The following is a 13147-nucleotide window of genomic DNA, read 5'->3' on the forward strand; positions in this document are numbered from 1 at the left end:
TGTATAATTCCAAGAATCAGAAGTTTCTGATCCTAAGTGATTTGGAAGTTTGAAACTGATTTTTTAAAATAAACCATACTTTTAATTATTTCTAACAATTAACCATTAACAACTATGGAAAAATTAACAAATGACCAGATGGAAAATCTGGTGGGGGGAAATGACTATTGTCAAAACATGTGGACCATTTTATCTGGAGGTCAATTTCAGGGCTCGAACGAATTATTAGAAATGGCCGTCCAGTATTTTGATCAATATTGTTCAGACTGGACTCCTCCAAGTTCAGGTACTCCTTAATTAAATCTGGGATGGGCAACAGCTCATCCCAAATTTTGTCTGATTTGATATCAATAAAAGAATTTGACGGCAAGCTAAAAGCCTGATTAAAATTCTATTTTAGAATGTTCTGTTTAATCGTAGTTTGAAGCTTTTATTGTTTTAATAATTAATGAATTTAATTTATTTCACATTCAATTCAATTCTCAAAATTTATTATGAAAACCGTAATTTTTATTTTATTATTTCTCGATCCAGGATTGCTACTAGGTTACTGGGATTTGAAATTCGCCGAGGCAAATTTTAATTTACTTAATTCCACTGCCTTTGAAACTTTAACCGATCAACAAAAGGAAGATTTTATTGAAGTTAATGAATTATATCTTAAAAATAAATATATGCACTTTGAGACCGATACTGTTTTTTGGACAGATGTGGATCCTAGGAAAAAAGAAGTGGTATTTAAGAAAGGTAGGTGGCTAACAAAACAAGATACATTAATTATTTTCGATTATGAAAAGATTTTTACTTATAAATTTTTGTATTCCGTGAAAGATAAAGAATTAATATTAAGAACGATTTTTCCAAATGGTGATGTTGCTCGAAGTAAGCTTGTTTTTTCAAAAGGAATCTCGGAATGAAGAAACTATTTGGAAAATACATAAAGTTTATTGATTGACCAGTAATTTATTTTAATTATGAATTAACATCTTTTTATTTAACCATGTACAACTATGGAAAAATTAACAAATGACCAGATGGAAAATCTGGTGGGGGGAAGCGATTATTGCGATAATCTCTGGACAATCATTTCAGGTGGCCAATTTCAAGGTTCGAATGAACTTTACATTCAAGCCGTAATTTGGTACGATGAAAGATGTCGTGACCATAATCCGCAAGCCTAGTTTATTCATGAGGCTGTCTCATAAGAACGGACAGCCTCTGATTTTAACTTTTAGGAATTTGAGCCAAGTTTCGAATATTTAATTTTCAGGCTTCTGATATGAGTTTTTCGATGGCCTTATCTTATTTAAATTCATTCATATAAAGAATTATTTATGCCTAGAATTGTATTATTAGTTTTAATGATAATTGGCACTTCAAACCAATTTGATTCTAAATTAGAAGGGAAATGGAAAATGCATGAAGTTGAAGCATTTTTAAATATCCTTACTTCTGAGACTTATCTTATAGGGACAGATGAACAAAAAACTAAATTGGCGGAAACTTTTCAATTTGCTTTAGATAGTACGTTTTATCATTTTAAAAATGATTCTGTTTATTTTACAGATGCTGGACCAGATAATATTGTGAAGCATAAAACAGGAAAATGGCTCATAAATAGTGATACTTTGATAATTTTTGAATCAGGAAAAATTAAAGTTCATCGATTTTTGATTGATAAATTAACCGAAGAAGAGCTAAAGGTTTACATGGTCCTTTCTGATGAAGTAATAAGTAGAAGTTCTGTAACCTTTAAAAAGGTAAAATGAAGAATAGTATTTTTTTTACTTTATATATTTTTATGTATTTAGGTTTATCTGTTTATATTGATTATTTTATTTTAACAGATTTAGTTTATTATGAATTTTATTCTGATAAGTTTTCCGAATCTCGAGTTTATGAGTTGCTTGATTTTCGCAAAGAATGGCTCTGGGTTACTTATCCTATTAAATTGCTGATTCAACTGATAGCCCTTCAGATTCCTGCTATGCTGATTTATTTGGGTTTGTATTTAGCTAAATATGAAATCAGTTATAGAAAGGTCTTTGGGGTAGTTCTTATTTCTGAGTTTATTTTCTTTATTCCCCTGCTGATCAAAATTATATGGTTTTCCTTTCATCCCGTATCGATGGAGTCGGTTCGTTTGTTTGCGCCACTGTCTTTATTTAGTTTATTTGATGCTGAGTCACTTCAGGAATGGTTGTTTTATCCTTTCAAAGTATTGAATGTTTTTGAAGTCGTTTATTGGATACTCATGGCTTTCCTCTTAGCCAAATATTTGAAGAGCTCCTTGGACGCTATGCTTAAAATAGTATTGGGATACTATGTAAGCTTCCTTTTTTGTTGGGTAGTTTTTGTCATGTTTATTTCCTTGGGAAACAGCTAGGGCTATGCGGATGAAATACCTATTTCCTTCTCTGTTAGTTGGATTTGTCGCAATAGGGGCTTGGATTGGTTTCTCTAGGTATACCACAAAGCAGGAATTGCAATCAACCTACAGTTCTATTCCTTCAATCATGTTGACTTCAACAGATGGTGATTCTGTAAATTTGAAAACCGAAGGTGATTCTGCCCCTTCTGTACTAATCTACTTCAATTCCTCCTGTCCGATCTGTCAGTCTGAGGCTGAATTAATTCAAAGTAAATTTAGAAAGGATACGCTCACCCGATTTTTATGGGTTTCCTCTGAGTCGGTGGAGGAAGTCAAAAATTTTGCAGCACACTATAGCCTTGATAGTTTGGATACGCACCGCTTTTATTCTGACACCCTTTTTAGACTGGCCTCTGCTTTTCGATTGACCGGAGTGCCTGCCACCTTTGTCTACGATGATGAGGGCAATTTGGTGGATTATGCCTTGGGCGCGGTATCGATGTCAGACTTGACCCTTTCCATCCAAAAAGCTCATGATCGCTCCCGCTAAAATCCCTGTAGTCAAGCAGCAGGCGAGTTCTGACTGCGGAGTTGCCTGCTTGGCTTCGGTGATTCGGTATTTTGGAGGCGAGCGTTCGATAGAGTACCTACGTCACTTGAGCGGTACGGCTATTCAGGGCACGACGGTTTTGGGTTTGGTGGAAGCAGCCCGGCAGCTGGGTCTGGAAGGTGACGCTTTTCGGGTAAAGCAAATGAGTTATTTGGATGAGCTGGAGTTCCCTGTCATTCTTCATGTGGTGATCGATCATAAATTAAGCCACTTTGTGGTATGCTATGGCAAAAAAGGCGAGCAGTATCAGCTGATGGATCCGGCTTTGGGAGCTCGCTGGATTACGAAGGGAGAGCTTTTGGAGATCTGGCAAAGCAGGACGTTGATTTTGATCCGCCCCGGTTTCGAATTTGAGACCTCGGAAAGTAGCCGTCAGAAAAAGCGGAAATGGATTCTCGATCTGATCCGTCCCGACTTACCGATTTTGTTGATATCGGGTTTTCTTGGTTTGGTCACCACGATCTTGGGGCTGGCGGTGGCGGTATTTTCCCAAAAACTAATCGATGAGTTTCTACCCAATCAGGCCTGGCAAAAGCTGGCTCTGGGTCTGGTACTGCTTTTTGTCCTCTTGATCGGAAGATCGGTGCTGAGCTACCTTCGTGCCTCTATTTTGGTAAGACAGAGCAAAGAGCTGAACCTACGCCTGATTAGCGGATTTTTTGAGCAGTTGCTGGGATTACCCAAGGTGTTTTTCGACTCCAGAAAAGTCGGGGATATCACCTCGCGGATGAATGATTCACGTCGCATTCAGCGGGCGGTGTCGGTCTTGACCACCGAACTGATGGTGGATTCCTTTGTGGTTATCGTCTGCACGGTTTCGATTTTCCTGTACTCTTGGGAGATTGGATGTTGGGTTGCTGTTTTTCTCCCCGTTTATTTTCTTCTGGTTTACCGATACCACAGACCGATTCAAAAGGGTCAGAAAGCAGTGATGATGAGCTATTCGGGTTCGGAATCGGGTTTTATCGATACCCTTACGGGTATAGGAGCCGTCAAGGGAGATTCTAAAGAGGGGCTGTTTTTGAAAGCTAATCAAAGTGCCTACCAACGATTTCAGGATGACGCTTTTGCCTTAGGACAAGTCAGCAATCGCTTGGGCTTGGTATCCCAACTGGCGGGTGTGGTGTTTTTGGTTTCTGTTTTGGGCACTTGCTGCTATCTGGTGGCACAAAATCAATTGGAACTGGGAGTCTTGGTGGCGATCAGCGGAATGCTGGGAATGCTGGTTCCGGCAGTGAACAAACTGGCCCTTGCCAATCTTCAAATTCAGGAGGCAAAGATCGCAGGGGATAGACTTTACGAATTTGTACAGGTAAAAAAGGAGCAGGTAGAAGATGGGGAGGAGATTCCTGAGACGGTAACCCGGATTCAGGTGGAGAACTTGAGTTTCCGCTTTCCAGGTAGAAAACTACTCTTTGACGGGCTGACTTTTGAACTGAAGCAAGGGAAATTGAGCATCCTGTTGGGCGAATCTGGGGGTGGTAAAAGTACGCTCTTACAAGTTTTGATGGGTTTTTATCCCCCCGAATCGGGATCTGTCCTGATCAATGAGGATAGGTCCATGAAAGCTATTTCTAAAAAAAGCTGGCGTGAACAGGTGGGATATGTGCCTCAGGAGATCAAGATTTTCAACGGGAGTCTGGGGTATAACCTCAGCTTGGATCCCAATCCGGCTTGTTTTGAACAGGTGATTCGGCGATGCCAAGAGTTGGGCTTGCATGAATTTTTCGATCGGATGCCTCAGGGCTATTTTACTCAGGTGGGAGAAGAAGGAGTGAATCTATCGGGAGGCCAAAAGCAGCTGGTAGGCATTGCCAGGGCTTTGATCAAACGTCCTAAGGTACTTCTGCTGGACGAATTCACTGGAGCCATGGATCGGATGACCGAGCAGAAAATGCTTGACTTGATCCTGAAGGTAAAGAAAGAGATTCCTGTTTTGGTAGTCACTCACCGCATCCGACCTGCCCTGCTTGCAGACGAAGTGATGATTTTGGATCAGGGTAAACTGGTGGAGGTGGGTACGCCCGACCTATTGGCACAGGGAGATAACCTGCTTTCGGGAAGTCTGAGGGATTTAGTGAAGGGCTGAGTCAGTAGGAACCGGCTGTTCGGTAGGCAGAGTACTTAATTCAGTTTCCAGTCCTTTCTATTATCTGTGGAAATCTGAGGGATCTGTAAGCCAATTTTTTAATTCAACAATATTTGGAGCATTTGTATTAGAAAAATACCCTGGATTCCAAAAGCTAAACCTTTTAGAGGCAGCTTGTTACTCCCAAACCCAAAGAAAGAATATTTCTCCTAATCCTATCGTTTGATTTTTTCAAGAACCGGAAATAAATAAAAAATAGTTGAAATTCGATTGATTATTTTGTTAGTTTATAATTGTGCGAGATAAACTAAGGTTTAGGGGGGGGGTAAAACTAAGAATTCAGAAGAATATTCCGAAAAAATCCGTTTTTCAGATTGTATAATTCAAAGAATCAGAAGTTTCTGATCCTAAGTGATTTGGAAGTTTGAAACTGATTTTTTAAAATCAACCATACTTTTAATTATTTCTAACAATTAACCATTGACAACTATGGAAAAATTAACAAATGACCAGATGGAAAATCTGGTGGGATCAGGGTATTGTGAGGATGCTGAACTGCTACTTTTTGGAGGAGGTTTTCAAGGATCAGATGAGCTTTGGCTTTTACTTTATGATACTTGGGTAGCAAATTGTCCTCAAGCCTAATTGAGTTGCTAGCCTGCATTCTTATGTAGGCTAGCTTTTTAATCGAAAATCTTAACGATGAACTTTATATTTGTCTTACTCTTAGTAACATCCTTGTTTTATAATAGTAATTTAGAAGGAAGGTGGAAGTTGATTGATTTTACTGGTTTTACGACTATGGTCGGTAGTGATGCATTTAATAAATTGTCGGAGGAAAAGAAGTTAGATGCTATTCAAGGTATGGAATTCGTTTTGAATAATACCTTTTATTCATTTCAGAAGGACTCTATTTTTTTCACGAATGCAGGTCCTGACTTCTCTGTCTCGGAAAAGAAAGGAAAATTTCTCTTAAAATCAGATACTCTGATTGTTTTTGAATCTGGAAAAGTAAACCCTATAAAGTTCTTTATATCTTCTGTAAATGATTCGAATCTGAAATTAAGGTTTGTAAGAAAAGGTGGTGAACTTGGCCCGACCGAAATGACTTTTGAAAGAGTGGATTAAGGACTTAAATGTTTTCTTTTGCAAGTAATGAAGGTACTTCTTATCATATACTTTATTTTTTATGTTCTTTTCTATTTCTTAATTGATTATGTTGTTTTGAATGATTTGGTTCTTTATGAATTTTATTCTGATAAGTTTTCCGAATCTCGAGTTTATGAGTTGCTTGATTTTCGCAAAGAATGGCTTTGGGTTACTTATCCTATCAAATTATTGATTCAATTGATAGCCCTTCAGATTCCTGCTATGCTGATTTATTTGGGTTTGTATTTAGCTAAATATGAAATCAGTTATAAAAAAGTTTTTGTGGTAGTCCTTATTGCGGAGTTTGTTTTCGCATCACTTTTATTCTGATTCCTTTTTAGATTGGCCTATTCCTTTCGACCGGAGTACCTGCCACTTTTTTTATAACGGTGAGGGGAATCTGGTGGACTATACTTTGGGTGCGGTGTCGATGTCAGACTTGACCCTTTCCATCCAAAAAGCCCATGATCGCTCCCGCTAAGATACCTGTAGTCTTGCAGCAGGCGAGTTCCGAATGTGGTGTGGCCTTTGTTAGTAAGGAATCTCCATTTTGGAGTTGGCTGCACGTAGTCCAGTCTATTTTGTCTAGACAAACCTACGGAAAGGAAGCTAGTTAAAATCCTGAAAGCTGAGACTATTATGCCATTGCCCTTCAATCGTAAATAAATGCCGGGGCAAGTAGGGCTATATTCAAGGAGTTCATGGCCTTTCTTTTTACTATTACCAAACAAAAACCTGTGCTTTGTACTTTTTGAATCAAATGTCATCCATGAAATCCCTGTTTTCAATTCTGCTCCTTGCCATACTCCTGAGTAGTTGTGCCTTCCAATCTATCCACCGATCCAAAAACATTTCTTATCTCAAAGCTGAGGATGGCCTTCCGGAAAAGCAATTGAATGTCTTTGCTCCCAAAAAGGCAAAGGACCTTCCTGTCTTGATTTTTATTCATGGGGGAAGTTGGAATAAGGGTCGAAAAGAAATTTATGATTTTATGGGAACCAGATTCGCTAGGAGGGAAGTGGTGACAGTGATTATTGATTATCCTTTGGCTCCGGAGTATAAAATCCCAGCCATGGAAAAGGCTTCAGTCATGGCCGTCAAATGGGTGTATGAAAACATAGCGAACTATGGAGGTGATCCGAATAAGATTTATATCTCCGGGCATTCGGCAGGAGGGCACCTCGCTGCCTTGGCAACTATCAAAAAAGAACCTTATGAGGAATTGGGATTTTCGAATCCTTTGAAAGGAGCTATTCTCAATGATCCGGCCGGATTGGATTGGTATTGGTTTCTGACTGAGCGAAAGGAAAAATACAATGCGGAAGACAATTACGATGCGTTTACTGATAATCCAGCTGTTTGGAAGGATTATTCTCCGATCTATTATCTGACCGGGAATGAGGTTCCGCTGTTGATTTTGGAAGGTGAAAAAACCTATCCTGGGATCAGGCTAACTGTAGATAGATTTAGAAAAGAAGCGGATGAAAAGGGGAGCAATTTAGAATACTCGCTCTACGAGAAGAAAAAACATGTCCCAATGGTGACGCAGTACTTCTGGACTTGGAGCAAAGGGTATAAGGATGTCTTGGGTTTTATGGGGGTCAGAGAATCTGAAAAATAATTCCTCTTTTGAGTGAGCTGCTTACTGCCCACTTCCTACTGCTTTATTACCCTTCCATCTTCCATTTCAATGATCCTGTCAGTGCCTTCGGCAAATTCCTGATCGTGTGTGACTATCAGCATGGTTTGGCCAAATTCAGAGGCCAGTTTTTTGAATTCTTCAAAAACAATATCCGAGTTTTTCTTGTCCAAATTTCCCGTGGGTTCATCCCCCATGATCAATAAGGGATCGTTGATCAAGGCTCGGGCTACAGCCACACGCTGCTTTTGTCCTCCGGAAAGCTGATTGGCCTTTTTTAAGGCATGGTCCTGCATGTCGAAGATCTTCAGTTTTTCCATTGCTCTATGTTCTAGCTCCTGACGGCTCAGTTTCCCAAGTTTAAGCCCTGGGATCATTACATTTTCCAAAACAGAAAACTCATTGAGGAGGTAATGAAATTGAAACACAAAGCCTATTTTTTCATTTCTAAGGTGAGCTAGGTAGTTTTGAGGTTTTCCGGTGATTAGCTCATTGTCAATATAAAGTTCCCCCTTGTAGTCCGTGTCCATGGTGGATAGAATGTACAAGAGAGTTGATTTTCCACAACCGGATTTCCCTACTACCGACACAAATTCCCCACGGTTTACCTTGAAACTAACCCCTTTGAGAACCTGGGTTTCCGTAGGGTTATAGAAGAACTTGTCGACATTTTGGGCTTCCAGTACTACCATAGCTTGTTTTATTTTCCCCGGATGATTTCAACCGGATCAATCCCTGAGGCTTTCCGGGCAGGGAAAAACCCCGCGAAATAGGTAGTGATTAGGCTGAATACGCCTCCGATGATGTAATATTTGGGATTGTAATCTACCGGGAAGGTTTTAATGGTCGGCAAGGCATCTGTCTCGAAGGGTACCTGATCAATTCCCAGTCCCGCCAAAAAGCCAAACACCAAGCCAAATACACCTCCAACCACACCTATCGTCAAAGCTATGGTGATGAAAATCCGGTTGACATCTGTTGCATTGAACCCCGTTGCCTTCAAAATAGCTATGGTATCCAGCTTTTCATAAATCATCATGTTTAGAATATTGTAGATCCCAAAACCGGAAACCACCAAAAGGGTAATTCCTACCGCATAACTGATGAGTGTTCGGATTTGTGTGCCGGTTTCAAATTGGGCATTCACGGTCTGGATATCGTCCGCGTCAATCTGGAATATTCCGGCCAATTCCTTTGCCATGGCAGGAGCCATATTGAAGTCGATCAACTTCACTTGGATGTCCGTGATGTAGGAGGGAGCCTCTCCAAGCATTTTTTGGACAGTCGTGAGAGAGGCATAGCTGTTGACATTGTCAAAATCCCCCAAGCCACTTTGATAATATCCGACTACCTTGAGTTGGATTCGATTTCCCTGAGCAGTAGTGGCTTGGATGACATCTCCAATATCCGCCATCATTCGGTCAGCAGCACCCTTTCCCAAAATGATGGTATTGATTTGATTCAAATCTTCATAATTCCCGGAGGTGACATAATCAGTGAAAGCAAACAGTTCCGCTTCTTTTTCTACCTCAATGCCGTTGATGATTCCTGTCAAATCAATGGTACCCACATTAAAGAATACCTGAGCCGAGATTTTTGGACTCACTCCCAAGACTCTGGGGTCTTCTTCCAAACTCTGGATGATGGAGGTACTGTTGTGAATGGCCAATCTGCTGGTGCTAGGCTTGATGGACCGAATGATATTCAGAGAATTTTGAAACTCTGAACTTTGATCTATGGGCTGCCGAGGGTTGGGTTTGATCTCATTATAAAAGCGAATATGGGGGGTACGATTGAGCACCAAACCATCCAGCATGGTATTCAGTCCATTCATAAATCCCAGCAAGGCCACAAACATGGTGATGCTAAACATCACGCCAATAGCGGCAATCAAAGTCTGTTTCCTTCGAGCCAACATCAAGGCTTTGGCGATTTCAAGAATCAGCGACCATTTCATTGCCTAGGTCGGATTAGCTGGGTGGATTCGCTGATGCCGTCCAGAATTTCAGCAAACTGAAAATTTTTGATCCCGGTTTTTACAGGAATTGTATCCTCATCAATGGTAATTACACTAGTGTCATTCCAGAGGTAGTTTCTGGGGATGACCAAAGTTTTTTCTTTGACTTGCGTGACAATGTTTGCCTCTAAAGTAAGGTTTGGAAAAAGTCTGGCTGGAGCCTTGGTGAATTCCGCTTCTACTTTGAAGGTTTTGGTCTTGGGGTCCATAATTGGGGATATTTTGGAAACTTTCCCTTCAAAAACCTCTTCTTTATAACTGTCCATGGATACCAGGATTTTTTGTCCCGGTTTCACTTTTGAAATATCATACTCATCCACTTGAAGCTCCATGAGAAATTCACCAGCCTTTCCGATGATTGCGAGCGGAGTTTGGGGACTGACCATTTCTCCTTGCTCCTTTAGAATAGAATAAACCACCCCATCAATCTTACTTTTCAAGAGGTATTCATTTTCTAATACTTCCGTAATCCTAAGGTTTTTCCCCGCACTTTTGGAATTGAATTCAATTTCACGCTTTAGGTCCTTGTATCGGATAATTTGGGACTCATAGGCTGTTTTTGAATTTTGGTAGTTCAGTTGACGCTGCTCCAATTCTACAGCAGTACCGATTCCTTGTTTCCAAAGATTTTGGGTTCTTAAGTTCAGTAAAGAATCATTTTGGAGTTTACTTTTGGCTAATTGGATAGACAATTCCAAATCCCGTAGTCTGGACTGATTGGCTTGCTGATCAGCGTAGGTTTGAGCGAGCTGGGCATTTTCTCTCCGCAACTTTTCTGCTTCATTAAAAACCTGCAAAATCGGAGTGCCGACTGTCACCGTATCTCCCTCTTCAAGGAAGATTTTTTGGACAGGGCCGTTGGCCAAAAGATAGGCTTCGTACTGCTCCTGCGCTTTGACAACCCCAGAGGCGTAGACAGATTCAGTAATGGCTTCAACTTTAGGAAAAATGGCTTCAGGATCTGAGCCACCGCAGGCCCCCGTCAGGATTCCTATGGAAAGGGTTAGCGCCCAAGATAGCTGCTTCAATTCCACACAACCTTTTTTTGACATTAGGTTCATTGGTGTTTGTTTGATCAAAGTAGCCATTTTTCTATTTCAATAAAGCTGAGAAATATCATTCCTGAGTCTGAAGAATTTCAGGTTGCTCAATGGCCTGATAGATCATTTGGCGGAACTTATTTTCATAATAACTGCTGAAAGGAGCTAATTGAGTCATGAATATGGCTACCATATTTTCCTTAGGGTCTATGAAAAAATAGGTAGAAAATGCTCCGCTCCAATAGTAAGTTCCTTCGGACCCAAGGCCCTGTGTCGCTGCCAAATCATCCACTACCGCAAATCCATACCCAAAGCCTTTCCCCGGATCCTTAAACAAGCCATCATCGTGAGGAAGAGTCATAATTTCAATGGTTTTTGAGCTCAGATACCTTTTACCTTGCCATTCTCCTCCATTTAAGAGCATTCTGGCAAAAATCGAATAATCCTGAGCGGTAGAAAATAATCCGTGGGTACCTCCAAAAACAGTGTTTCCTGAAGTCGGCGTTTGATTTTTGGTTTTAGAGAGAACCCCTGAATCATTGTAAGCATGTAGCTGTACCATGCGAGTACTTTGGGCTTCTGAAAGATTGAACCCTGTGTCTTTCATCCCCAGAGGATCAAATAGTCTGGTTTTTAGGAATTGATCCAAGGACATGCCTGAGGTTACTTCAATCATTCTTGCCAGAATATCCGGGGATGCCGAATAATTCCATTCAGTTCCCGGATGGCTTATCAAAGGAAGTGCGGCCAAGTTTTTCACACGTTCTTCCAGCGTTTTTGGGGAGGACTGATAAATCGCTTTGGCGACCTCTTGGTCGAGCTTGGTTCCACCAATTCCATGTACAAAACCCGCAGTATGGCTCAATACCTGCCCAATGGTGATCGGTGAATTTGCGGGGACAGTTCCTCCTTCGGATCCTTTGGTACGATCTGCGAGGACTTTCATCTCTTTGAACTCAGGTAAATATTTGGCTACAGGATCAGTGAGGAAGAAATGGCCTTCTTCATACAACATCATGAAAGCCGTGGTAACGATGGGCTTGGTCATGGACTGGATATAAAAAATCTGGTCCACAGATATCGGAGCCTTCGTGCTGAGGTCGGAATATCCGATGGCAGATTCGTATGCCTTTTCTCCGTTTTTGTAAACTAAGGTTACGATTCCGGGTAGTCGGCCGCCTTGAATTTCTTTTTGATAATACTCCTGATAGCGCTGGAGCCTCTCTGGGCTAAATTTGCTCTGGGCTACTGAGGCAAGGGAGAAAAATACACTCAGTAATAATAGGAACAGGAATCTTGGGTTTGGTTTCATAGAAGGTGCTTTTGCTCCAATTTAATTGAATTGAAGTTCTTTTTGCTAATTTCAAATAAGTTCGTTGTCACTATGAAACATTTTGAAAGCACCTATACCGCCCATGATGGCGTAAAACTATACCTGCAAGCCTGGATGCCGGAAAATCCCCAGGCCAGTCTGTTGCTGGTTCATGGCTTGGGAGAGCATAGCGGAAGGTATTCCGCATTCGCCGCAGATTTGGTGGAGACTGGAATAGCGGTTTTTACCTTCGATGGGAGAGGGCATGGCAAATCCACCGAAAGTGGGGCCACGGCCTATTTTGAGTCCGCCGAAGATTACCTGAAGGACATTGAGGCTTTGTATGGCAAGGTAAAGAATTACATTCCCGGGAAACCGGCTTTTATTTTGGGACATAGTATGGGTGGGGGCATGGTTGCCGCCTTGCTTCTTAAGTCGAGGATGGAGGTATCAGGCGTAGTGTTGAGTTCATCGGCAATCATGGAAGCAGACGGGACGCCGAAGATTTTGATCGCTTTAGGAAACTTGATCAGTAAATTATTCCCAAAGCTGAAAGTCTTAAAACTGGACATTGAGGGAATCTCCAGAATTCCGGAGGAAGTGAAAAAATACCGGGAGGATCCATTGGTCTATCAGGAAAATATTCCGGCAAGGACAGGAGCAGAAGTCCTCGCTTTGATGAAGTATGTTCAGGGAAATGCAGAAAGATTTTCCAGTCCGGTTCTTTTGATTCATGGGGATGCAGACCGCTTGACCAATGTCAAAGGATCCCAGCTTTTATTTGAAAAGGCATCCTCCCAGGACAAGACCTTAAAGATCTTCCCCGGAGGATACCATGAATTATTGAACGATTTGGATCGAAAGCAAGTCTCTGAATTAATCCTAAACTGGATTTTGGAAAGAATACCTAAGGCCTAAGC

The 13147-nt window shown here is 41.0% G+C and carries 15 protein-coding genes; 11 read left to right on the forward strand and 4 right to left on the reverse strand.

Features of this window, described 5'->3' with window-relative positions; genetic code table 11:
- Positions 1-114: 114 nt before the first annotated feature.
- The 10 genes from G458_RS20600 to G458_RS0111650 all read left to right on the forward strand — a co-directional run bounded on the left by G458_RS20600 (position 115) and on the right by G458_RS0111650 (position 7840).
- Positions 115-297: a hypothetical protein gene (locus tag G458_RS20600; protein WP_035468085.1), complete on the forward strand. Its 183-nt coding sequence runs from the start codon at positions 115-117 to the stop codon at positions 295-297.
- A gap of 197 nt (positions 298-494) precedes the next feature.
- The gene (locus G458_RS0111600; protein WP_026952061.1) at positions 495-917 is read left to right on the forward strand and encodes a hypothetical protein; all 423 of its coding nucleotides are present in this window, start codon (positions 495-497) and stop codon (positions 915-917) included.
- A gap of 417 nt (positions 918-1334) precedes the next feature.
- Positions 1335-1769: a DUF5004 domain-containing protein gene (locus G458_RS20605; RefSeq protein ID WP_157359763.1), complete on the forward strand. Its 435-nt coding sequence runs from the start codon at positions 1335-1337 to the stop codon at positions 1767-1769.
- On the forward strand, positions 1766-2386 hold the full coding sequence (locus G458_RS0111615) for a hypothetical protein (RefSeq protein ID WP_026952062.1): 621 nt from the start codon (positions 1766-1768) through the stop codon (positions 2384-2386). Before G458_RS20605 ends, G458_RS0111615 begins: the two co-directional genes overlap by 4 nt.
- Before the next feature lie 10 nt (positions 2387-2396).
- Positions 2397-2921 carry a TlpA family protein disulfide reductase gene (locus tag G458_RS0111620; RefSeq protein ID WP_281171611.1) on the forward strand — a complete coding sequence of 175 codons (525 nt, stop codon included), beginning with the start codon at positions 2397-2399 and terminating at the stop codon, positions 2919-2921.
- Positions 2905-5070, forward strand: a complete 2166-nt coding sequence (locus G458_RS20610; protein WP_051287201.1) for a peptidase domain-containing ABC transporter — start codon at positions 2905-2907, stop codon at positions 5068-5070. Before G458_RS0111620 ends, G458_RS20610 begins: the two co-directional genes overlap by 17 nt.
- Before the next feature lie 489 nt (positions 5071-5559).
- On the forward strand, positions 5560-5715 hold the full coding sequence (locus G458_RS21880) for a hypothetical protein (protein ID WP_169719264.1): 156 nt from the start codon (positions 5560-5562) through the stop codon (positions 5713-5715).
- Between the two features lie 57 nt (positions 5716-5772).
- Positions 5773-6198: a hypothetical protein gene (locus G458_RS0111635; protein ID WP_026952064.1), complete on the forward strand. Its 426-nt coding sequence runs from the start codon at positions 5773-5775 to the stop codon at positions 6196-6198.
- Between the two features lie 27 nt (positions 6199-6225).
- Entirely contained in the window at positions 6226-6549 is a 324-nt protein-coding gene (locus G458_RS0111640) for a hypothetical protein (protein ID WP_026952065.1), read from the forward strand.
- 439 nt (positions 6550-6988) lie between these two features.
- On the forward strand, positions 6989-7840 hold the full coding sequence (locus tag G458_RS0111650; RefSeq protein ID WP_035468091.1) for an alpha/beta hydrolase: 852 nt from the start codon (positions 6989-6991) through the stop codon (positions 7838-7840).
- Positions 7841-7875: 35 nt separating this feature from the next.
- Here G458_RS0111650 and G458_RS0111655 read toward each other — a convergent pair whose 3' ends face one another.
- From G458_RS0111655 to G458_RS0111670, 4 genes are read right to left on the reverse strand one after another with little or no spacing between them, the layout of a single operon-like run.
- Complete coding sequence (locus tag G458_RS0111655; protein ID WP_035468094.1) at positions 7876-8550, reverse strand: ABC transporter ATP-binding protein; 675 nt, start codon at positions 8548-8550, stop codon at positions 7876-7878.
- 8 nt (positions 8551-8558) lie between these two features.
- Entirely contained in the window at positions 8559-9815 is a 1257-nt protein-coding gene (locus G458_RS0111660; protein WP_026952068.1) for an ABC transporter permease, read from the reverse strand.
- Positions 9812-10936: an efflux RND transporter periplasmic adaptor subunit gene (locus G458_RS0111665; protein WP_245579268.1), complete on the reverse strand. Its 1125-nt coding sequence runs from the start codon at positions 10934-10936 to the stop codon at positions 9812-9814. The genes G458_RS0111660 and G458_RS0111665 overlap by 4 nt, the downstream gene beginning before the upstream one ends.
- 55 nt (positions 10937-10991) lie before the next feature.
- Complete coding sequence (locus tag G458_RS0111670; RefSeq protein ID WP_026952070.1) at positions 10992-12227, reverse strand: serine hydrolase domain-containing protein; 1236 nt, start codon at positions 12225-12227, stop codon at positions 10992-10994.
- Between the two features lie 72 nt (positions 12228-12299).
- On the opposite strand from G458_RS0111670, the gene G458_RS0111675 reads away from it, so the two are divergent.
- Positions 12300-13145: an alpha/beta hydrolase gene (locus G458_RS0111675; RefSeq protein ID WP_026952071.1), complete on the forward strand. Its 846-nt coding sequence runs from the start codon at positions 12300-12302 to the stop codon at positions 13143-13145.
- The last annotated feature ends 2 nt before the right edge of the window (positions 13146-13147 follow it).

This window comes from Algoriphagus mannitolivorans DSM 15301 (genome assembly GCF_000429425.1).
Classification (GTDB): domain Bacteria; phylum Bacteroidota; class Bacteroidia; order Cytophagales; family Cyclobacteriaceae; genus Algoriphagus; species Algoriphagus mannitolivorans.

Coding starts and splice junctions, on each gene's coding strand:
- G458_RS20610 (WP_051287201.1), top strand. CDS start 2,905: ATGATCGCTCCCGCTAAAATCCCTGTAGTCAAGCAGCAGGCGAGTTCT.
- G458_RS0111675 (WP_026952071.1), top strand. CDS start 12,300: ATGAAACATTTTGAAAGCACCTATACCGCCCATGATGGCGTAAAACTA.
- G458_RS0111650 (WP_035468091.1), top strand. CDS start 6,989: ATGAAATCCCTGTTTTCAATTCTGCTCCTTGCCATACTCCTGAGTAGT.
- G458_RS0111640 (WP_026952065.1), top strand. CDS start 6,226: ATGAAGGTACTTCTTATCATATACTTTATTTTTTATGTTCTTTTCTAT.
- G458_RS21880 (WP_169719264.1), top strand. CDS start 5,560: ATGGAAAAATTAACAAATGACCAGATGGAAAATCTGGTGGGATCAGGG.
- G458_RS0111635 (WP_026952064.1), top strand. CDS start 5,773: ATGAACTTTATATTTGTCTTACTCTTAGTAACATCCTTGTTTTATAAT.
- G458_RS0111665 (WP_245579268.1), bottom strand. CDS start 10,936: ATGAACCTAATGTCAAAAAAAGGTTGTGTGGAATTGAAGCAGCTATCT.
- G458_RS0111670 (WP_026952070.1), bottom strand. CDS start 12,227: ATGAAACCAAACCCAAGATTCCTGTTCCTATTATTACTGAGTGTATTT.
- G458_RS0111615 (WP_026952062.1), top strand. CDS start 1,766: ATGAAGAATAGTATTTTTTTTACTTTATATATTTTTATGTATTTAGGT.
- G458_RS0111620 (WP_281171611.1), top strand. CDS start 2,397: ATGAAATACCTATTTCCTTCTCTGTTAGTTGGATTTGTCGCAATAGGG.
- G458_RS0111660 (WP_026952068.1), bottom strand. CDS start 9,815: ATGAAATGGTCGCTGATTCTTGAAATCGCCAAAGCCTTGATGTTGGCT.
- G458_RS0111600 (WP_026952061.1), top strand. CDS start 495: ATGAAAACCGTAATTTTTATTTTATTATTTCTCGATCCAGGATTGCTA.
- G458_RS20605 (WP_157359763.1), top strand. CDS start 1,335: ATGCCTAGAATTGTATTATTAGTTTTAATGATAATTGGCACTTCAAAC.
- G458_RS20600 (WP_035468085.1), top strand. CDS start 115: ATGGAAAAATTAACAAATGACCAGATGGAAAATCTGGTGGGGGGAAAT.
- G458_RS0111655 (WP_035468094.1), bottom strand. CDS start 8,550: ATGGTAGTACTGGAAGCCCAAAATGTCGACAAGTTCTTCTATAACCCT.